This is a genomic window from Mesorhizobium sp. M2E.F.Ca.ET.209.01.1.1 (genome assembly GCF_004010375.2).
In the GTDB taxonomy this organism is placed as follows: Bacteria; Pseudomonadota; Alphaproteobacteria; order Rhizobiales; family Rhizobiaceae; genus Mesorhizobium.
Genome location: NZ_SADP02000010.1, coordinates 221,507 through 241,376, shown reverse-complemented (window position 1 = coordinate 241,376; position 19,870 = coordinate 221,507). Strand labels below are relative to the sequence as shown.

The window sequence follows — 19,870 nt, the reverse complement described above, 5'->3', positions numbered from 1 at the left end:
TGGTCTTTGGCGATAGCGTGCATGGCAGCTTGGCGCGTGCATCGTCTTATGCGGCGCTGGTCGACCCCCACTCCGTCTCGGCTTCGCCGAGCCACCTCTCCCTCGATCGACGGGGTAGAGGAAGGCGCCAAGCTTTTTGCCGTCAGCGCTCGTCCAGCAACGCTCCCTTCCTTTCCCTCCGGAGGGGGGAAAGGTGGCGCTGCGAAGCAGCGACGGATTGGGGGAACCACTTGGCAATCAAGCCGAGGCCCGATCAGTCACGCCGATCAAGGCATGCCGGCTATCCGAACTCCTAAAGATTGCCCTGCCTTGTGGTGAGAAACAGTCCGCGCTAGCGGACGAGAAGCCAATTGCTAGAAGGCGGGAGCTAAAGCCGATCGGGCTTGTGGATGAAGGCGGCGCCGAGTATCGGGCCGGGCATGCCGTCCTTGCCGACCGACTGCAGCAGCACGGCGCAACCGCCCTTCTTGGTGATCTCGGTCATCGGCAATTCGTAACGCTGCGCCTTGCCGTGCCACATGCCGGCGGTCTGGATGTCGGAAACGGCGTTCCAGTAGGTCAGGTTGCGGCCGCTGTTCTCGCCCTGGCCGATCTTCACCATCTGCGGCGGGTCGAAATAGACGATCACCACATGGGCGTCCGCCGGACCGCCGCCGGCTTCGCCCGCGTCGATCATGACGCGGTCGCTGGTGCGACTCACCTTGATGGCGACCCGCATGCCCTCGCCGGTCCTGTCCATGCGGGCCAAGGCGCCGTCGACATCCTTGCGGCTGGCGCCGTTGACATGGCTGCGGCCGTTGATGACGGCTTGCGGCGTATAGACCGAACGGTTGCCGAAGGCGCGCATGTAGTCATACTGGCGCTCGGTGTTCTCCTTGGTGCTCAGCGTGTCCTGCCAGCCGAGATAGTCCCAGTAATTGACGTGGTAGGCGAGCGCGACGATGTTGTCCTTGCCGGCGAGCTCGGCGAAGAGCTCGTCGGCCGGCGGACAGGAACTGCAGCCCTGGCTGGTGAACAATTCGACCACGCCCAAGGGTCTGTCGGTTTGGGGCCTGTCGGTCGCGGCCTTCTCAGGCTCGGCTGCGAAGGCCCCGCCGCCCAACGCCGTAAAGGCCAGCGCCACTGCCGCAAGCCGCAATCGTCCTCGAAATGCCATGACTTTTCCAATTCCCGCCGGTGACGCCGGCCTTGTTCTGATTGCTAAAATATGTGGCAGAAGCGCCAGTCAACGGGAAGTCACGTTGCGGTGAAATTTTGCTGTTGCAACCGCAGGTAAGGGGGCAATAGGAGAAGCCCTTGCATTTCACGGCGCGGTTCGATTCGGGAGCAGCATCCTCACCATGTGGCAAACTCTCCTGACCCCCGTCGATCTCTATTGCGAACGCACCGGTCCAGGACTTTGGGCCGAGCCGGCTAATGCTTTGAGCAACCTGGCTTTTATTGCCGCGGGACTGTGGGGCGTCCGGCAGGTGCGGCGATACAGAACCGGCACCTTTGCCGAAGTGCTGGCCTGGTGGGTGGTGGCGATCGGCATCGGCTCGACCGTGTTCCACACCTTCGCCAGCAAAGGCACGATCTGGGCCGACATCCTGCCGATCGCCGGCTTCACGCTGGCCTACACGCTGTTCAACCTGCGCCGTTTCCTCGGCATGTCATGGAGCAAGGCGATCCTGGTCTTCGTCGCCTTCTATGTCGTGGCCGGGCTGATCACCTTTGCCGTGCCGGACTGGCTGCGCATGGCCTCCAACGGCACCACCAGCTATCTGCCGCCCTTCCTGGCGCTCGCCTTCTTCGGGGCGTGGGCGGCGGCCATCGGCAACCGGGCCGGCTGGTACAATCTGGCGGGATCGGCGATCTTCGTCGCCTCTGTCATTTGCCGCGTGATCGACCCGCTGGTCTGCGCCAGCTTCCCGCTCGGCACGCATTTCCTGTGGCACGCCCTCAACGGGCTGATGCTGGCGGTATTGTTGGCGGCGACGGCGAGGTTTGGGAAGATGGGAGTTAGTGAGTAGTGAGTAGTGAGTAGCGATGCTTGCTCCCCTACTCACTACTCCCTATTTTACGCGGCCAGATCGCGCAGCACGTACTGCAGGATGCCGCCGTTCTTGAAGTAGTCGAGCTCGTCCAGCGTATCGATGCGGCAGATGATCGGCACATTCTTCACCGTGCCGTCGCCATAGGTCACCTTGGCGACCATCTTCTGGCGCGGCTTGATCGCGTCCAGCCCGTCGATCTCGACCAGCTCGTCGCCCTTGAGGTTCAGCGAAGCCCATGAGGTGCCCTCCTCGAAGACGAAGGGGATGACGCCCATGCCGACCAGGTTCGAGCGGTGGATGCGCTCGAAGGACTGGGCGATGACCGCGCGGACACCGAGGAGGTTCGTCCCCTTGGCCGCCCAGTCGCGCGACGAGCCGTTGCCGTATTCGACGCCGGCGAAGATCACCAGCGGCACGCCGTCCTTCTTGTACTCCATCGCCGCGTCGTAGATCGACATCTCCTCCTTGGAAGGATAGTGGATCGTGTAGCCGCCCTCGCGGCCGTTCTCGCCCAGCATGTGGTTGCGGATGCGGATGTTGGCGAAGGTGCCGCGCATCATCACTTCGTGGTTGCCGCGCCGCGTGCCGTACTGGTTGAAATCGGCGACGCCGACGCCGTGCTCGGTGAGGTACTTGCCTGCCGGCGAAGCGGCCTTGATCGAACCCGCCGGCGAGATGTGGTCGGTGGTGATCTTGTCGCCGAAGAGGCCGAGCACGCGCGCGCCCTTGATGTCGCCGACCTTGCCGAAGGCGCGGCCCATGCCGGCGAAATAGGGCGGATTCTGCACATAGGTCGAGTGGTCGTCCCAGGCATAGGTCTGGCCTTCCGGCGCCTTGACCTTCTGCCAGTAGGCGTCGCCCTTGAAGACGTCGGCATATTTGCGGGCGAAAAGCTCGCGGGTGACGTTCTTCTCGATGAACTCCTGGATCTCGGCCGAGGTCGGCCAGATGTCCCTGAGATAGACAGGCTTGCCGTCGCTGCCCTCGCCGAGCGGTTCGGTGGTCAGGTCCTTGGTCACCGTGCCGGCCAGCGCATGCGCCACCACCAGCGGCGGCGAGGCGAGGTAGTTGGCCTGCACATCCGGCGAGACGCGGCCTTCGAAGTTGCGGTTGCCGGACAAGACCGCGGCGGCGATCAGGCCCTTATCGTTGATGGTCTTGGAGATCGGCGCCGGCAGCGGGCCGGAATTGCCGATGCAGGTGGTACAGCCGAAGCCGACCAGATTGAAGCCGATCTGGTCGAGCTCCTTCTGCAGGCCGGACTTTTCCAGATACTCGGCCACCACCTGGCTGCCGGGGGCGAGCGAGGTTTTCACCCACGGCTTCTGCTTCAGGCCGACGCGGTTGGCATTGCGGGCCAAAAGGCCGGCGCCGATCAGCACGCTCGGGTTGGAGGTGTTGGTGCAGGACGTGATGGCGGCGATGACGACGTCGCCATGACCAAGATCATGGCCGGTGCCCTCGACCGCATAACGCTTCGAGATCTCGGCGGCCTTCTTGTATTCGGTCTCCATCGCCTTGGCGAAGCCGGCCGGAACGTCCTGCAGGGCGACGCGGCCTTCGGGGCGCTTCGGCCCGGCCATCGACGGCACGACGTCGCCGAGATCGAGCTCGAGCAGATCGGTGAAGACCGGATCGGCCGAGCCGGCATCGCGCCACATGCCTTGCGCCTTGGAATAGGCCTCGACCAGCGCGATGCGGCCTTCCTCGCGGCCGGACATGGTGAGGTAGCGGATGGTTTCCGAGTCGACCGGAAAGAAGCCGCAGGTCGCGCCATATTCCGGCGCCATGTTGCCGATGGTGGCGCGGTCGGCCAGCGTCATGTTGGAGAGGCCGGGGCCGAAGAACTCGACGAATTTGCCGACGACGCCCTTCTTGCGCAGCATCTGGGTGACGGTGAGCACGAGGTCGGTGGCGGTGACGCCTTCCTTGAGCTTGCCGGTGAGGCGGAAGCCGATGACCTCCGGCAGAAGCATGGAGACCGGCTGGCCGAGCATCGCGGCTTCGGCCTCGATGCCGCCGACGCCCCAGCCGAGCACGCCGAGGCCATTGATCATGGTGGTGTGCGAATCGGTGCCGACGCAGGTGTCCGGATAGGCGACGGTCTCGCCGTCCTCACTGTTGGTCCACACGACCTGTCCCAGATATTCGAGATTGACCTGATGGCAGATGCCGGTGCCGGGCGGCACGACGCGGAAGTTGCGGAAGGCCTGCTGGCCCCATTTCAGGAACTTGTAGCGCTCCTCGTTGCGCTCATATTCGAGCTCGACATTGCGGGCGAAAGCCATCGGCGTGCCGAACTCGTCGACGATGACGGAGTGGTCGATGACGAGGTCGACCGGCACCAGCGGATTGATCTTTTCAGGATCGCCGCCAAGCGCCTTGATGCCGTCGCGCATGGCCGCGAGGTCCACCACGGCCGGCACGCCTGTGAAATCCTGCATCAGCACGCGTGCAGGGCGATAGGCGATCTCGACGCCGGCGGTGCCCTTGTCGGCCAGCCAGGCGGCGACCGCCTGGATCGATTCCTTGGTGACCGAGCGGCCATCCTCGTTGCGCAGCAGGTTTTCCAGCAGCACCTTCATCGAATAGGGCAGCTTGGCGATGCCGGTGAGGCCGTTCTTCTCGGCCTCAACGAGGTCGAAATAAACATAGTCCGCGCCACCTGCGGTCAGGGTGCGGCGGCAATTGAAACTGTCGAGGGATTTCGTCACGGCGATCCGTCCTTGTCTGTTCAGCCTGAAAGGGAACGGACGCCGTTGGCATGCAATCACGCGCAAAGGTGCGGGTACGGCCATTTCCGCTGTCCGCTCCCAAGCAACCCGAGCCGTTCAAGGCGGCGCGTGCGCTGGTTCGGCGCTAATCCTGATCCCGCGCCGACCGCTGGCACGGATGATCCGCATATAGAGAATTTCCTGGAATAGTTCTAGACAGTCGAAAGACGAATTTGCGTGAGCCGGCGACGGCCGCGGAACGGTGCTTTCGGGACGGGCAAGAATGCGGCTGATCGCCGAAAATTTGGGCGGCGAGCGCGGCGGCGAGGCGGTTTTCTCCAATATCGGCTTTGCGCTCGGCCAGGGCGAAGCGCTCATCGTCACCGGCCCGAACGGCTCGGGCAAATCGACGCTGCTGAGAATCGTCGCCGGTCTGCTGCCGGTTGCCCGGGGCAAGGTGCTTGTCGAAGGCGGCGGCGAAGCTTTCCCGACGGTCGCCTCCGCCTCGCATTATCTCGGTCATCTCAACGCGATGAAGACGGCGCTCAGTGTCGAGGAGAATCTCGGCTTCTGGCGGGCTTTCCAGGGCGAACCGGCGTTGAGCGTCGACGAGGCGCTGGAGACGGTGGCGCTCGGCGGCCTCGGGCATCTGCCCTTCGGCTATCTGTCGACCGGGCAAAGGCGACGGGTGTCGATCGCCAAGCTTCTGGTCAGCAGGCGGCCGATCTGGCTGCTGGACGAGCCGACGGCGGGGCTGGACAAGGCCTCTGAGGAACGATTTGCGGGGCTGATGCGGGGGCATCTCGAGGATGGAGGGATTGTGGTGGCGGCGACGCATCTGCCGCTGGGGCTGGAGGGGGCGCGCGAGCTGCAAATGAGGGTAGCCGGTTGATGTTTGCGCCAAGCCCCCCTCTCTGCCCTGCCGGGCATCTCCCCCTCAAGGGGGGAGATCGGCAGTTCGGGCGCCCCGCCAACCTCTCTACGTTGAAGATTGGCGAAGGCCGCGGTGACATCCATTCTCCCCCCTTGAGGGGGAGATGGCCGGCAGGCCAGAGAGGGGGGCCTGGGCGCAGGCATCTCAAACCATGCTAGCCCTCTTCCTCCGCGACATCCGCCTCTCCATTCGCGCCGGCGGCGGGGCGCTGGTCGGCGTCATCTTCTTCCTCGCCGTCATCGTCACCATCCCGTTCGGCGTCGGACCCGACCTCAACCTTCTGTCGCGCATCGGCCCTGCAATTCTGTGGATCGCGGCCCTGCTTGCCTGCCTGCTCGGCCTCGACCGGCTGTTCCAGGCCGACCGCGAGGACGGCTCGCTCGACCTCCTGGTGCTCAACGGCGACCGTCATATGCTGGCGCTGACGGTGCTGACGAAATGCCTCGCGCATTGGACCGGCAGCGTGCTGCCGCTGGTGGTTGCCGCACCCTTGCTCGGTCTGTTCATGAACATGGAGCCGCTGGGCATCGGCGCCACGGCGCTGACGCTTCTCATCGGCACGCCGGCCATCACCTTCATCGGCGCCGCGGGTGCGGCGGTGGCGGTGGCGCTGCCGCGCGGCGGGCTGCTGATTTCTGTACTGGTGCTGCCGCTTACAATCCCGGTGCTGATCTTCGGCGTTTCGGCAAGCTATGGCGCCGTCGCTGATCCGGCGCCGTTCCTGCAGCCCTTCCTCATTCTTGCCGCGCTGACGCTGTTTCTTGCCGTGGTCGGGCCCCTGGCTGCGGCGCTCGCATTGCGGCATGGGACGGATTAGGGTCTGTTGAGATTCAGGTGAGGCCGGCCTGCAAATGGCGGCTTCCTGCGCTTCCGGTGCTCACGTACCTGAAGTACGCTCCGCTCCGGTTCTCGGAATCCACCATTTTCGGCTCGGCCTGACCTGAATCTCAACAGACCCGGGGGCGACGAAGACGTTTCCTCACTGCGGCACCGCGGCGAATTGCGGACCGGCTGGTGCGAGGTTATGGAAAGCTATGATCGGAACGGTTGACATGGCCAGGAGCAGGGAGCGGTCGCGGTGAGCGCGCACGCCCTCTTCGTCACCGCCGCCTATGCCATCACGGCGATCGTGCTGGCCGTGCTGATCGGCTGGATCCTGCTCGACCAGCGGGCGCGCAAGCGCGAGCTCGCGGCGCTGGAAGCAGCCGGTGTGCGCAGGCGTTCCGACAAATCCGGGGCGGCAAAATCGTGAGTAACGAAACCGAAGCTCCGGCGCCGCGCCGCCGCCTGTTCGTACTTTTGCCGCTTCTGGTATTTTTGGGGCTGACGGGGTTGTTCCTGTCGCAGCTTCTGTCGGGCCGCGACACTTCCGAAATCCCCTCGGCGCTGATCGGCCTGCCGGCGCCGCAGACCAGCCTGCCGCCGCTGGAAGGGATGGACCTGCCGGGGCTCGAGTCCAAAAGCTTTGCCGGCAGGGTGACGCTGGTCAATGTGTTCGCGTCCTGGTGCGCGCCGTGCCGCGAAGAACATCCGGTGCTGCTCGGCCTGTCGCAGGACAAGCGCTTCACGCTTGCGGCGCTGAATTACAAGGACCAGCCGGAGAATGCCCGCCGCTTCCTCGGCGAACTCGGCAATCCGTACCAGGCGATCGGCGTCGATCCGGCCGGACGTGCGGCGATCGACTGGGGCGTCTATGGCGTGCCGGAGACCTTCGTCATCGGCAAGGACGGCAAGATCGCCTACAAGCATGTCGGGCCGCTGACGCCTGAGTCTGCTCGCGACCTGCTGTTGCCGCAGATCGATAAAGCGCTGGCGGCGCCGGGTTGACATGGCGCTGGGCTGAGGCCCTTTAACGTCGTCATTCTAGGGCGAAGCAAGGAGCGAAGCGACGCAGCGCAGACCCTAGAATCCATTCCGTGACGCTGATCGTAGAACACCGCGGTCCAGAATTGGCGCTTGTTGGCGCGTGTGTCTGCACCGCGGCGGCGCTCGCAAGTCACGGCATGGATCCTCGGGTCAAGCCCGAGGATGACGAGGCGTGGCAGCTCAGCCGTAAATCTGCTTGCGGATCTGGTAGAGCATTTCCGACCGGTCGGCGCGCAGATCGGCGAGATCGCGGCCGGACAGGTTCTCGATTTCGGCGACGAGGCGGTTGTACTGGCGGCGCTTGGCGATGCTGGCGCGAGCGCGGGAGACAAGATTGTCGAACATGACAGGGTTCCTTTCATGCCGCACTGGTGCGGCCGGTTGTTCCTCCCTGACGATTGCGAGCATGACATAGGAATGGTGCGTTGCAAAAGAAAGATGTTGCAATGCACCATTGCAACCAGCGCATAGCCGGTTAACCGCGGGCTAACGGGTCCCTGCATCCTGCATGGCGGCCTGTGGCGCGCGCTTCACGCGTTTCTCATCCGTTTTGTCATACAAATTACAGGCCTGCCGTCTTGCCAGAATGGCTGCGGGCTGGCTTGATCCGCCCGTCACCTGATGCCGGGAGGAAACGCATGGCGGCCGCTGACTATTACGAAATTCTCGATCCGCGCTTCGCGCGCCTGTTCAACGGCAGCGCGCAGGTGGAAAAGCTGTTCACCGGATGCCGCTGGGCGGAAGGACCGGCCTGGTTCGCGGCCGGCCGCTATGTCGTCTGGTCCGACATCCCGAACAACCGCATGCTGCGCTATGACGAGACCGACGGCAGCGTCAGCGTGTTCCGGCAGCCGTCCGGCAATTCCAACGGCAACACGGTCGACCGGCAGGGCCGGCTGGTGACCTGCGAGCATTCCGGCCGCCGCGTCAGCCGCACCGAATTCGACGGCTCGGTCACCACCATCGTCGACAAATGGAAAGGCAAGCGGCTGAACTCGCCCAACGACGTGGTGGTGCGTTCCGACGGCTCGATCTGGTTCACCGATCCGAGCTACGGCATCGACACCGACTATGAGGGTGACAAGGCCGAGAGCGAGATCGGCAACTGCAACGTCTATCGCGTCGATCCGGACACGGGCGATATCGAGGCCGTCATCACCGACATGGTGCGGCCCAACGGGCTCGCCTTCTCACTGGACGAAAGCCTGCTCTATGTCGCCGACACCGGCCGCACGCATGGCGAGAAGAACCCCGCGCATATACGTGTCTTCAATGTCGGCAAGCACGGCAAGAAGGTTTCCGGCGGCAAGGTGTTCGCCGACTGCACCGCCGGCCTGTTCGACGGCTTCCGGCTCGATGCCGACGGCCGCATCTGGACAAGTGCTGCCGACGGCATCCATTGCTACGATCCGGACGGCACGCTGATCGGCAAGGTCAAGGTGCCGGAAGTGACCGCCAACTGCGTGTTCGGCGGCAACAAGCTCAACTGCCTCTACATCGCCGGCACCACCTCGCTCTATGTGGTGCGGCTGATGGTGAACGGGGCGAAGACATATTGAAGCTCTTCAAGGCGCTTCTCTGGCCCTTGCTGGCCTTCTTGCGCATCCCCGCAGCGCCGGCTGCGCTGCGGTTCCCGCAACCACCGCCATCCGCTTTGCCGGAGCGAATTGCGAAACCGTCGCCTGACGTCAACCGGCAGAACCCAAGGGGAGGACATCATGCCATTCGTCAACATCCGCATCGTCAAGGAAGTGATCGCCGCCGATCCGGCCGGCAAGAAGGCTGACATCGCCAGGAAAGTGACGTCGGCCATCATGGACGCCACCGGGCTTGGCAACAACGATGTCTGGGTGGTGTTCGAGGAGGTCAATGCCCGCGACTGGTATGTCGGCAAGACCGATGTCGAAACCCTACGGAAGGGGTAGTGGTGTCGCAGGTTCGAGTGCCTGCGCGGTCCTTTGGGCGAAGGCGGGGTATGGGCGCTCCCCCTCCGTTCGTCATCCTCGGGCTTGACCCGAGGATCCATTCCGTGACTTCGACGTTGAGTGCAACGGCGCAGAATTCTGTAATCGTTGCAACGCCTTAGGGTCACGGCATGGATTCTAGGGTCTGCGCGCGTCGCTTCGCTCCTTGCTCCGCCCTAGAATGACGAGGCCATGTTGGCGCCTATAAACCTTGCAAAACCCTGCACCGCCTCACGCATTGCCTGCCGGTTCGCATCCTCCGCCAGGATAGCCTCCATTTCCGCCGGCTTCTTGCCCAGCAGCGCGATCTCCAGCGCCCTTTCTTCGTACAGCGCAAACGACATCGTCCGCATCACCTCGGCGAGCGCTTCCCGCGCGTAGAGCGAGCGGGGCGAGGCGTGGACCAGCATCGCCGGCTTGCCCACCGCGGCGTCGCGCGACACCAGCCAGTCCAGAGCGTTCTTCATGCCGCCGGGCACGCCATGCGCATATTCCGGGCAGGAGACGATGACGCCGTCGGCGCGGGTGATCATCTCGATCAGGCCCGCCGCTTCCGGCGGCGTGCGCTCGCCTTCGTCGTCGGGATTGAAGATCGGCAGCCGGCCGAGTCCGTCATAGACCTGGACGCGACAGTCGTCGGGGGCATTGGCGGCCAGTGCCGCCAGCAGGGCCGAGTTGGTCGAGGCGGCGCGCAGGCTGCCCGATATGGCGATGATCTCGATCAAGGGGAGGGCCGGACGAAAGAGCGAGTCGTCCTGGAAGTCTACCACATGGTCTGCCGGTAATCGTCGTCCAGCTCACGGTCGATCTCGCCGGCGCTTTCTGACAGCGCCAGCTGGTCGCGGATGATCTGGCCGAGCGTCGGCAAGGTGGCGCGGTCGTACCAGGTCTCCGGCTTCCAGAGGTCGGAGCGCATGAAGGCCTTGGCGCAGTGCATGTAGGCGGCCTTGACCGTCACCACGATCACACTCTGCGGTTCCTTGCCGTCGACGGCAAGGCGTTCGCGCAAGATAGGGTCGACGGTGATGCGGGCATCGCCATTGACGCGCAGCGTCTCGTTCATGCCGGGGATGAGGAAGAGCAGCCCGACCGACGGATTGCGGATGATGTTTTCCAGCGTGTCCAGACGGTTGTTGCCGGGGCGGTCGGGGATGGCGATGGTGTTGTTGTCGAGGATGGCGGTGAAGCCGGGCTTGTCGCCCTTGGGTGTGACGTCGGCATTGCCGGCGCCGTCGGAGGAACCGATCAGCACGAAGGGACTCTTGCCGATAAAGGAGCGGCAATGGCCGTCGAGGGCTTTGAGTTCCTTGCGGATCGAGCCGTCAGTCGGCCGGGGCGTCTTGTAGATCGTCCTCAGCTCGTCATGCGTGGTGAGGAATTCCATGTCGCCCCCCTTCTTATTCTGGCGCAATTCCGGACGGAAAACCGCGTCACACTTCTCCTGGAATTGCTTTAGTTCCCGGCCTTCTCTTCCTTGGGCTTTTCCTCGAGCGAATGACGCATGATCAGCGGCATCTGGCTGAAGGTGAATAGCAAGGTGATCGGGATCGTGCCCCAGAACTTAAAGTAAACCCAAGTCGCCTCGGAGAAGTTACGCCAAACGACCTCGTTGAGCACGGCCAGGAACAGGAAGAACAACCCCCAGCGGAAGCTGAGCTTGCGCCAGCCCTCGGCATCGAGCTGGAAGGCGGTGTCGAAGACATAGCCGAGCAGCGACCGGCCGAAAGCGAGCCCTCCGAGCAGGGCGATGCCGAACAGCGAATTGATGATGGTTGGCTTCATGAAGGCGAAGGTCTTGTCCTGCAGATAGAGCGCCAAGGCGCCGAATCCGAACACGACGGCCCCGGAGACCAGCGGCATCAGCGGCAGGCTGCGCATCAGCAGCCAGGAGACGATGAGCGAAATCGCGGTCGCGACCATGAAGAAGGCGGTGGCGATCAGAATCGGATCGCCGAGATGGGTCAGCACCGGGAATTTCTGGGCCAGCCATTCGCCGCGGATGTTGACGAAAAAGAACACCAGGCCTGGCCCCAGTTCGAGCAGGAACTTCAAGCCGGGGTTGATCGGCTTGCGGCGTGGATCGGACGGGTCGCGTTCGATGATGTTCATAAAAACCCTTCTTGCGCATGATCTGGCCGAAAAGCAGGCGGCCTTCCAAGATCACGCCATTGTTCACGCCACGCCGGCGATCGCCCTGGCGAATTCGCTGGCGGAAAATGGTTCGAGGTCGTCGACCTGCTCGCCGACACCGATGAAATAGACAGGCAGCCGGTGCCTGGCGGCGATCGCCACCAGAATACCGCCGCGCGCCGTGCCGTCCAGCTTGGTCATCACCAGGCCGTTGACGCCGGCGACGTTGCGGAAGATCTCGACCTGGTTCAGCGCATTTTGGCCGGTGGTGGCGTCGACCGTCTGCAGCACCGTGTGCGGCGCTTCCGGATCGAGCTTTCCGAGCACGCGCACGATCTTCTCCAGCTCCGCCATCAGCTCCGTCTTGTTCTGAAGCCGGCCTGCCGTGTCTATGATCAAAACGTCGGAGCCGGCCTCCTTCGCCTTTTCGAAGGCGTCGTAGGCGAGGCCCGCCGCGTCGGCGCCGAGCTTGGTGGCGATGACGGGCGATTTCGTCCGCTCGCCCCAGATTTTCAGCTGCTCGATCGCGGCGGCGCGGAACGTGTCGCCGGCCGCCAGCATCACCTTTAGGCCGCCATCGGTGAGCTTGGCGGCAAGCTTGCCGATGGTGGTGGTCTTGCCGGTGCCGTTGACGCCGACGACCAGGATGACATGCGGCTTATGGCTGAGATCGAGCTCGAGCGGTTTTGCCACCGGCATCAGCACCTTCTCCACCTCGGCCGCCATCACGGCGCGGACCTCAGAGTCGGAGACGTCGCGGCCGTAGCGGCTGGAAGCGAGCGAATCGGTGACGCGCAGCGCCGTTTCCAGCCCAAGATCGGCGCGGATCAGCACGTCCTCCAGGTCCTGCAGCGTGTCGTCGTCCAGCTTGCGCTTGGTGAAGACGCCGGCGATGTTGCCGGTGAGCTCGCGCGAGGAGCGGGCCAGCCCGTCGCGCATGCGCTGGAACCACGAGCGTCGCGGCGCCGGCTCCGGCGCTTTCACCGGCTCGGCCTTCTGCTCGACCTTTTTGGCGACTGTAACCTTGCCGGCGGAGGGCGATGGCGGCGGTGCCCCTACCTCCCCCTCGATGGGGGAGGTCCCGAGCACAGCTCGGGGATGGGGGTGACTAGCGCCAGCGTCGGCGCTGTCACCCCGCCCCGCCACTTCGTGGCGACCCTCCCCATCAAGGGGAGGGTGGGGCGTTGGCGCGGCTTCGGGTTCAGGCGCGATCTCGGCGTGGATCGGTTGCGGCTCGACGGGCACCGGCTGTCGAATGGGAGGCGCGATTTCCGCGTCGGCCTCGGCGGTTGGCTCGACGGAAGGCGGCGCGGCTGGCGGAACCTCGATGGGCGCCGGCGTTTCAGCCGGAACCTCGCTCGGCGGCGTCGGCACTTCGACCGGCGCCGGCTCGGGCCGCGGTTCCGGACGCGAAGGCTCGATGTCCGGCTGAGCCGGCTCAGGGACGGGCACTTCCTGCGGCGCGGGTTCAGGCGCCGGTGCCGGCGCGGGCAAGGGCTCGGGCTGTGCCGGCGGCACTTCCTCGGGCGACGGCGGCTCGGGCTTCTCGGGCGCCGGTTGCGGCTCTTCCTCTGGCTCAGGCTGCGGCAGCGGTTCCGGCTCGGCGGGGATAATGGGCTCCGGCGCAGGCGGGATGCCCGGCGCAGGCTCGGGCTTCGGCTCTTCAGGGGGCGGTTGTGGCGCGGCCCCTACCTCTCCCTCGATGGGGGAGGTCCCGAGCGCAGCTCGGGGGTGGGGGTGACTGCCGCCAGCGTCGGCGCCGTCACCTCGCCCCGCCACTTCGTGGCGACCCTCCCCATCGAGGGGAGGGTAGGGCGTTGCCTGATCGGCCTCCGGCTTCAGCGCGTCCAGCTGATCCCATTTGATCGGCGGCAGCGGGGCCGCCTCGTCGACGCGCTCCTCGACGACCTCTTTCTTGCCGAACGAAAATATCTTCTTGAAAAAACCAGCCATGCGTCTCGCAGTTTCTCAGGCGGCTTGCGCGGCAAGCGGGGCCGCAATCAGTCGGGCGCCGTCATGGCCGGTGATGATGGCTTCGACGATCTCGCCGGGCGCGCCGGCGTCGATCGCGGCCAGGGTAAAACCCTCGGTGCGGCCGAGCCCGTCACGCTCGATCAGGATCGACTGCCGCGTGCCGGGGAGCGAGGTCAGATGACGGTGATAGGCGGCCTCGCCGGCGGCGCGCAGCCTCGCGGCGCGCGCCTTCACCACCTCGCGGCGGACCTGCGGCATGCGCGCGGCGGGCGTGCCTTCGCGCGGGCTGAACGGAAAGACGTGGAGATGCGTCAGGCCGCATTCCTCGACGATTTTCTCCGAGTTCTCGAACATCGCCTCGGTTTCGGTCGGGAAGCCGGCGATAATGTCGGCGCCGAAGACGATGCCGGGCCGCAGCTTGCGCACGTCCTCGCAGAAGCGGATCGACTGGTCACGCAGATGGCGCCGCTTCATGCGCTTCAGGATCATGTCGTCGCCCGATTGCAGCGACAGATGCAGATGCGGCATCAGCCTCTGTTCAGTAGCGATGGCATCGAGCAGGTCGTCGTCGGCCTCGATGGAATCGATCGAGGAGAGCCTGAGCCGCTTAACATCCGGTACCTGGCGCAGAATGGTCTTCACCAGCTTTCCAAGCTTCGGGCTGCCCGGCAGGTCGGCGCCGAAGCTGGTCATGTCTACGCCGGAAAGCACGATCTCGGCATAGCCGTTGCCGGCAAGGCGTTTCACCTGCTCGACCACGGCGCCCATCGGCACCGAGCGCGAATTGCCGCGTCCGTAAGGGATGATACAGAAGGTGCAGCGATGGTCGCAGCCATTCTGCACCTGCACGAAGGCGCGCGCGCGGCCTTCGATGGCGTCGACCATGTGGCCTGCCGTCTCGCGCACCGAAAAGATGTCGTTGACGCGCGCCTTCTCGGTGTCGTTGACGCCGAAATCGGGCAGCGCGCGATATGAGTTCGCCCTGAGCTTCTCCTCATTGCCAAGCACGAGGTCGACCTCGTCCATGGCGGCGAAATTCTGCGGCTCGGTCTGCGCCGCGCAGCCGGTGACGATGATGCGGGCTGAAGGGTTTTCACGCCGCGCCTTGCGGATCGCCTGCTTGGCCTGGCGCACCGCTTCGGCCGTGACCGCGCAGGTGTTGAAGATCACGGCGCCGCCCTGGAGTGCGCCGAGGCCGGCGCTCTCCGCCTCGCGGCGCATCACTTCCGATTCATAGGTGTTGAGGCGGCAGCCGAAGGTGACGACGTCGATGCCCTTGCCGGTGGGGGCTTGGGTCACGCCTTTTTCAAAGGCGGACATCAGGCGGCGCTTTCGGTGTCGCGGGCCCAGGCGCCGGTCGAGGGATCGAAGCTGCCGGAAAATTCCCATTCGGCCGCGCCGGTCAGGATGACGTGGTCGTCGTCGCGCCATTCGACATGCAGCTCGCCGCCGCCGGGCGTCATCAGCGTCACACTGCGGCCGGTGCGCTTGGTGCGGGCGGCGGCAACCACGGCGGCGCAGGCTGCCGAGCCGCAAGCCTTGGTCAGACCGGCGCCGCGCTCCCAGGTGCGGATGATCATCGTTTCAGGCGACGTCACCTGGGCAATGGTGATGTTGGCGCGCTCGGGAAAGATCGGATGGTTCTCGAGCAGCGGGCCGAAACGGTCGAGCTCGTAGGACCAGACGTCGTTGTCGACCCAGAAGATGGCATGCGGGTTGCCCATCGACACCGCCGAGGGCGAATGCAGCACCGGCGCGTCGATCGGGCCGATCTGGAGCTCGATCATGCGGGTGTCGCGGAACTCTTCCGCCAACGGGATCTCCTGCCAGCCGAAACGCGGCTTGCCCATGTCGACGGAGATTGTGCCGTCGGCATGCTCCTGCGCATTCAGGATGCCCGCGCGGGTCTCGAAGGTGAAGCTCTTCTGGCCGGTCTCGGCGGCCAGAGCCTGGACGACGCAGCGTGTGCCGTTGCCGCAGGCCTGCGCCCCGGATCCGTCCGAGTTCAGGATGTCGATGTAATAAGCGGTGCCCGGCTTGCGCGCATCGTGGATCGCCATGATCTGGTCGAACTTGGTCGCCGCGTCGGCGTTCAGCGCGATCGCCGCCGCCGGCGTGACCCTGTCGGCACGGCCGCGCATATCGGCAACGATGATCTCGTTGCCGATGCCGTTCATCTTGGCGAAGGGGGCCGTGCCTGCCATCTAACCGGTCATTCCAATCCGTTTGGCCGCTATATGGCGGAAACGGGCGAGAATTACCAGTGCGACCCGTGTGGCGACAACGCCCCGCGACGACCTGGCGGTCGCGCCTATGTTACCGCAAAGACGCCGAGCACGAGCAGCAGGAAGAGGATCAGCACGATGCCGATCAGCACCCGCGCGCCCATGGCAGCGGCACCGGCCAAGGCCGGCATGCCGAGCAGGCTGGCGGCGGCGGCAATGATGAGAAGAATGATGATCCACCTGATCATGGGAAGCTCCGGCGAAATTGCGTCGTGAAACCCAACGCGTTTCGCCGGTTTGTGTTCCTTGTCAGATGGGCGGTATGTCCCAGACTTCACCAGGACGCATGGCGCGGAAACGCTCCGGCGGCAGGCCGTGCGCCTCGAGCGCCTCGGCCAGCTTCTGCGCCGGCTCCTCGACCGGCTCGTCGGTGAGGTGGAATGTGCCCCAGTGGCAGCCTGCGGCGTGAGCCGCATTGCACAGTTTCATGCCGAGAACGGCCTCCTCCGGATTCTGGTGCTGCGGCGCCATGAACCAGCGCGGCTCATAGGCGCCGATCGGCAGGATAGCGAGGCGAAAGCCGCCATGCTTTTTTGCCATCAGCCGGTAGTTGATGCCGTCATGGAAGCCGGTATCGCCGGCGAAATAGATGTTGCCGCCCACCGTTTCGATGACGAAGCCAGCCCAAAGCGCCATGCGGCGGTCGCGCCCGCCGCGCGCCGACCAATGATGCGCCGGCTCGACATGAATGGCGGCCGCCCCGGCGTCGATCCTGTCGCCCCAATCATGCACGCTGAGCCGCATGCCGGGCACGGCGCGGCGGATGATGGCATCGTTGCCGAGCGGCGTGATGACGCGTGCGTCGTGGCTCTCCTTCAGCCGCCTCAGCGTGGCGAGGTCGAGATGGTCGTAGTGGTTGTGGCTGACAAGGACCAGGTCAATCGGCGGCAGGTCGGCAAAAGCGATCCCTGGCGCATTGACCCTTCTGGGGCCGGCGAAGGCGAAGGGTGAGGCGCGCTCCGACCAGACCGGATCGGTCAGGATGTTCAGCCCGGCCGTCTGGATGAGAAGCGAGGCATGGCCGACCATGGTGACCCGAAGCGCGCCAACATCCAGCAGCCCGTCCGGTTTTGCTGGCGGATGGGGGCTCGGAACGGCGGCAGGCCATTTCGCCCGTCCGCCGCTGAATTGCCATCTAAGGAGATCGCTGAAGCGCCCCGGCGGCTTGCCGCCGGGGTTGAAGAACAAGGCGCCGTCGAAATGATCGCTGCGCGGGCCGTTGTAGTAGCGATTGGCGGTTCTTTTTCTCGCGGCCATTCTCACTCCGCCGGCTCGGTCCCCTCCTGAGATAAGGAGACCCCTGCCTGGCGCAAGCATTTTGCTGGCGAATGCCAATCGTCGGAACCCGGTTCATCTAGGATCGGGAGCGAGGGGGCGACCGTCATGGTCATGAAGCGAACCAGGACACCGTGGATGAAGGCCGAGGATTTCGGCCGCTCGCTGCCGCTTGGGGTCGGCGTCAACCTGCTGGTCACCGACATGGCGGCGATGGAGGCTTTCTGCCGCGACGTGATCGGCGCCCGCATTATCTATGCCGACGAGGATTTCGCGGCGATCGAGCTTTTGGGCTCGATCTTCATGCTCCATGCCGACCATTCCTATCTCGACAATCCGATGACCGGGGTCACTTCGGGCGCCGAGACACGCGGCGCCGGCATAGAGCTGCGCCTTTACGGCGCCGATCCGGATGCGGTCGAGAAAAAGGCGGCGGCGCTCGGCCACATCGTGCTGGCCGGCTCCATCGACAAGCCGCATGGCCTGCGCGAATGCTACATCGTCGGCCCGGACGGCTATGTGTTCGTGCCAAGCGCCCGGATTTAATACCGATATCTCAACGGCTTAGGCGAATTCCCCGGGGCGGCTTTCCCGCGCCGTCCGCTTGCTGCGATAAATTTGCAACATCCGGCTCGAAAACCCTATTTTAACCATATCGGGTTGAAATTCTGCCACCTTCGCCATCTTGGTGGAGCGGAGATTACGCGGATGGCTCCCCCCGGCCGGATCCGACGGAGGTTTTGATGAATTTTTCGATGACCCGCCCCTTTTCGCGGAGCGGCCTCATGGCCATCTCGCTGGCCGCGCTGGTTGCGAGCGGCTGCTCGACCTCGCGCTTCTCGTCGATGGACGACCAGCAGCCGGCGCCGCTGACGCCGGCGCCGTCCGGCACGGTGACGCAGAATCAGCTGCCGCCGCCGGCCGCTCCCGGCACCACCGATCCGTCTCAATTCCCGACCGCGCCGAAGAACACCCAGGTCGCTTCGCTGCCGCCGGACGGCACCGCGCCCGCCGGCGCCACCGATCTCACCGCGGCCAGCGTCGCCGGCGTGTGGAACGTCAATGTCTCCGGGCAGAGCTGCAAGGTGGCGACGCCGCAGACCAAGTTCGGCGCCGGCTACCGCGCCGGTCCGCTGCACTGTCCGGCGCCGATCGACGGCATCAAGTCGTGGAATGTCGCCGGCAAGCAGCTGACGCTCTACGACGAAAATGGCGGCACGCTGGCCAGGCTCTACTCGTCAGGCGGCGAAAAGTTCGACGGCCAGACTTCCAATGGGCAGCCCATCTCGCTTACAAGATAGGCTATGCTGATATTCAGGTGAGGCCGGCCTGCGAATGGCGGCTTCCTGCGCTTCCGGTGCTCACGTACGAAAAGTACGCTCCGCTCCGGTTCTCGGAAGCCACCCTTCTCGGCTCGACCTGACCTGAATCTCAACATAGCCCGGCGCCTCCTTGGATCATTCTGCTCAAAGCAAATGACGTGAACCCATGCATCTGCGCGACGGCCTCCAGACCCATGCGACCGTCAGGCAGCGCTACGACCATCTCGTCCAGAGCGGCGCGGTCGAGCGCGATCCGGCGCAGGAGCGCATCGTCGCCGCGCTCGACCGGTTGATCGACGAGATCTCGGCCAAAAGACTGGCGCAGAAATCGAGCGCGCTGGGCTGGCTGTTCGCGGCCAAGCGGCAGCCGCGCACCCCGGTGAAAGGGCTCTACATCCATGGCAGCGTCGGTCGCGGCAAGACCATGCTGATGGACATGTTCTTCGAGCTCTTGCCGGTCCGCCGCAAGCGCCGCGTGCATTTCAACGATTTCATGGCCGATGTGCAGGACCGGATCCAAAAACACCGGCAGGCGCGCAAGGAAGGCACGGTCAAGGAGGACGACCCGATCCCGCCGGTCGCCCGGGCGCTCGCCGAGGAAGCCTGGGTGCTGTGCTTCGACGAATTCTCGGTCACCGACATCGCCGACGCGATGATCCTGTCGCGCCTGTTCTCGGCGCTGTTTGCCAATGGCGTGGTGCTGGTCGCCACCTCCAATGTCGCGCCGGAGAACCTCTATCGCGACGGGCTGAACCGCCAGCTCTTCCTGCCGTTCATCTCGTTGCTCGAGCGCAATGCCCATGTGATGACGCTCGATGCCGACAAGGACTACCGGCAGGAAAAGCTCAACCGGCAGCCGGTTTACGTGACGCCTGACGACGCCACGGCCGAGCGCGCGCTGGACGAGGCCTGGAAGGCGATGACGCATGGCCAGCCGACCGGCGAGGTCATTCTGACGCTCAAGGGCCGCCATCTGGTCGTGCCGCGCGCGGCCGGCGACGCGGCGCGCTTTTCCTTTGCCGACCTCTGCGAAAAGCCGCTCGGCGCGCGCGATTATCTGGCGATCGCCGACCGGTTTTCGACGATCTTCATCGACCATGTGCCGGTGCTGGGCGAAGGCAAGCGCAACGAAGCCAAGCGCTTCATCCTTTTGATCGACACGCTCTACGACCATCGCATGCGGCTGGTGATGAGCGCCGCTGCGGCGCCGGAAGGGCTCTACACGGCCAAACGCGGCACGGAAGTGTTCGAATTCGAGCGCACCGCCTCGCGCCTTGTCGAGATGCAGAGCCGCGACTGGCTGGAGGATTGGGCGGGGCGGCGGAAGGATGAGGCACGGCCTGCGGAGGCAAGGCTGGCGCAGGGGTAGA

21 protein-coding genes are annotated in these 19,870 nt (G+C 64.9%); 10 read left to right on the top strand and 11 right to left on the bottom strand.

Going from position 1 to position 19,870, the window contains the following annotated elements:
* Positions 1-367: 367 nt before the first annotated feature.
* Positions 368-1,156 carry a thioredoxin family protein gene (locus EN852_RS20015; RefSeq protein WP_127876581.1) on the bottom strand — a complete coding sequence of 263 codons (789 nt, stop codon included), beginning with the start codon at positions 1,154-1,156 and terminating at the stop codon, positions 368-370.
* A gap of 184 nt (positions 1,157-1,340) precedes the next feature.
* Between EN852_RS20015 and EN852_RS20010 the strand changes: the two genes are divergently transcribed.
* Positions 1,341-2,012: a ceramidase domain-containing protein gene (locus EN852_RS20010; protein WP_127876580.1), complete on the top strand. Its 672-nt coding sequence runs from the start codon at positions 1,341-1,343 to the stop codon at positions 2,010-2,012.
* A gap of 47 nt (positions 2,013-2,059) precedes the next feature.
* On the opposite strand, the gene acnA is transcribed toward EN852_RS20010, so the two are convergent.
* Positions 2,060-4,750 (bottom strand): aconitate hydratase AcnA, encoded by a 2,691-nt coding sequence (gene acnA, locus EN852_RS20005; protein ID WP_127876579.1) that lies wholly within the window; start codon positions 4,748-4,750, stop codon positions 2,060-2,062.
* A gap of 283 nt (positions 4,751-5,033) precedes the next feature.
* On the opposite strand from acnA, the gene ccmA reads away from it, so the two are divergent.
* The 4 genes from ccmA (at position 5,034) to EN852_RS19980 (ending at position 7,511) form a co-directional block, all read left to right on the top strand.
* Positions 5,034-5,642 carry a heme ABC exporter ATP-binding protein CcmA gene (gene ccmA / locus EN852_RS20000; RefSeq protein WP_127876578.1) on the top strand — a complete coding sequence of 203 codons (609 nt, stop codon included), beginning with the start codon at positions 5,034-5,036 and terminating at the stop codon, positions 5,640-5,642.
* 193 nt (positions 5,643-5,835) lie between these two features.
* Positions 5,836-6,501: a heme exporter protein CcmB gene (ccmB, locus tag EN852_RS19990; protein WP_112128713.1), complete on the top strand. Its 666-nt coding sequence runs from the start codon at positions 5,836-5,838 to the stop codon at positions 6,499-6,501.
* A gap of 261 nt (positions 6,502-6,762) precedes the next feature.
* Positions 6,763-6,936 carry a heme exporter protein CcmD gene (gene ccmD / locus EN852_RS19985; protein WP_127866037.1) on the top strand — a complete coding sequence of 58 codons (174 nt, stop codon included), beginning with the start codon at positions 6,763-6,765 and terminating at the stop codon, positions 6,934-6,936.
* Entirely contained in the window at positions 6,933-7,511 is a 579-nt protein-coding gene (locus tag EN852_RS19980; protein WP_127876577.1) for a DsbE family thiol:disulfide interchange protein, read from the top strand. Before ccmD ends, EN852_RS19980 begins: the two co-directional genes overlap by 4 nt.
* A 219-nt stretch (positions 7,512-7,730) precedes the next feature.
* Here the strand turns inward: EN852_RS19980 and EN852_RS19975 are convergent, their stop codons facing one another.
* Complete coding sequence (locus EN852_RS19975) at positions 7,731-7,895, bottom strand: hypothetical protein (protein WP_245431577.1); 165 nt, start codon at positions 7,893-7,895, stop codon at positions 7,731-7,733.
* A gap of 293 nt (positions 7,896-8,188) precedes the next feature.
* Here EN852_RS19975 and EN852_RS19970 point away from each other — a divergent pair, with 293 nt between their 5' ends.
* Positions 8,189-9,109 (top strand): SMP-30/gluconolactonase/LRE family protein, encoded by a 921-nt coding sequence (locus tag EN852_RS19970; protein WP_127876576.1) that lies wholly within the window; start codon positions 8,189-8,191, stop codon positions 9,107-9,109.
* Positions 9,110-9,268: 159 nt separating this feature from the next.
* The gene (locus tag EN852_RS19965) at positions 9,269-9,475 is read left to right on the top strand and encodes a 4-oxalocrotonate tautomerase family protein (protein WP_112128709.1); all 207 of its coding nucleotides are present in this window, start codon (positions 9,269-9,271) and stop codon (positions 9,473-9,475) included.
* A gap of 215 nt (positions 9,476-9,690) precedes the next feature.
* On the opposite strand, the gene EN852_RS19960 is transcribed toward EN852_RS19965, so the two are convergent.
* From EN852_RS19960 to EN852_RS19925, 8 genes are all read right to left on the bottom strand, one after another.
* Complete coding sequence (locus EN852_RS19960) at positions 9,691-10,239, bottom strand: NADPH-dependent FMN reductase (RefSeq protein ID WP_127876575.1); 549 nt, start codon at positions 10,237-10,239, stop codon at positions 9,691-9,693.
* Positions 10,240-10,277: 38 nt separating this feature from the next.
* Positions 10,278-10,898 carry a pyridoxamine 5'-phosphate oxidase family protein gene (locus EN852_RS19955; protein ID WP_127876574.1) on the bottom strand — a complete coding sequence of 207 codons (621 nt, stop codon included), beginning with the start codon at positions 10,896-10,898 and terminating at the stop codon, positions 10,278-10,280.
* Between the two features lie 68 nt (positions 10,899-10,966).
* Complete coding sequence (locus EN852_RS19950) at positions 10,967-11,623, bottom strand: septation protein A (protein ID WP_127876573.1); 657 nt, start codon at positions 11,621-11,623, stop codon at positions 10,967-10,969.
* Positions 11,624-11,686: 63 nt separating this feature from the next.
* Positions 11,687-13,597 carry a signal recognition particle-docking protein FtsY gene (gene ftsY / locus EN852_RS19945; RefSeq protein WP_127876572.1) on the bottom strand — a complete coding sequence of 637 codons (1,911 nt, stop codon included), beginning with the start codon at positions 13,595-13,597 and terminating at the stop codon, positions 11,687-11,689.
* A gap of 15 nt (positions 13,598-13,612) precedes the next feature.
* Complete coding sequence (gene mtaB / locus EN852_RS19940; protein ID WP_127876571.1) at positions 13,613-14,938, bottom strand: tRNA (N(6)-L-threonylcarbamoyladenosine(37)-C(2))-methylthiotransferase MtaB; 1,326 nt, start codon at positions 14,936-14,938, stop codon at positions 13,613-13,615.
* Positions 14,938-15,822 carry a diaminopimelate epimerase gene (gene dapF / locus EN852_RS19935; RefSeq protein ID WP_127876570.1) on the bottom strand — a complete coding sequence of 295 codons (885 nt, stop codon included), beginning with the start codon at positions 15,820-15,822 and terminating at the stop codon, positions 14,938-14,940. The genes mtaB and dapF overlap by 1 nt, the downstream gene beginning before the upstream one ends.
* Positions 15,823-15,929: 107 nt before the next feature.
* Entirely contained in the window at positions 15,930-16,091 is a 162-nt protein-coding gene (locus EN852_RS19930; RefSeq protein WP_095820293.1) for a DUF1328 family protein, read from the bottom strand.
* A 61-nt stretch (positions 16,092-16,152) separates the two neighbouring features.
* Positions 16,153-17,160 carry an MBL fold metallo-hydrolase gene (locus EN852_RS19925; RefSeq protein ID WP_127876569.1) on the bottom strand — a complete coding sequence of 336 codons (1,008 nt, stop codon included), beginning with the start codon at positions 17,158-17,160 and terminating at the stop codon, positions 16,153-16,155.
* A 126-nt stretch (positions 17,161-17,286) separates the two neighbouring features.
* Here EN852_RS19925 and EN852_RS19920 point away from each other — a divergent pair, with 126 nt between their 5' ends.
* The 3 genes from EN852_RS19920 to zapE all read left to right on the top strand — a co-directional run bounded on the left by EN852_RS19920 (position 17,287) and on the right by zapE (position 19,869).
* A complete protein-coding gene (locus EN852_RS19920; RefSeq protein ID WP_127876568.1) occupies positions 17,287-17,724 on the top strand; it encodes a VOC family protein in 438 nt (145 codons plus the stop codon).
* 209 nt (positions 17,725-17,933) lie between these two features.
* Positions 17,934-18,479, top strand: a complete 546-nt coding sequence (locus tag EN852_RS19915) for a protease inhibitor Inh/omp19 family protein (RefSeq protein ID WP_112129086.1) — start codon at positions 17,934-17,936, stop codon at positions 18,477-18,479.
* Positions 18,480-18,666: 187 nt separating this feature from the next.
* Complete coding sequence (zapE, locus tag EN852_RS19910; protein ID WP_127876567.1) at positions 18,667-19,869, top strand: cell division protein ZapE; 1,203 nt, start codon at positions 18,667-18,669, stop codon at positions 19,867-19,869.
* Position 19,870: the final 1 nt, after the last annotated feature.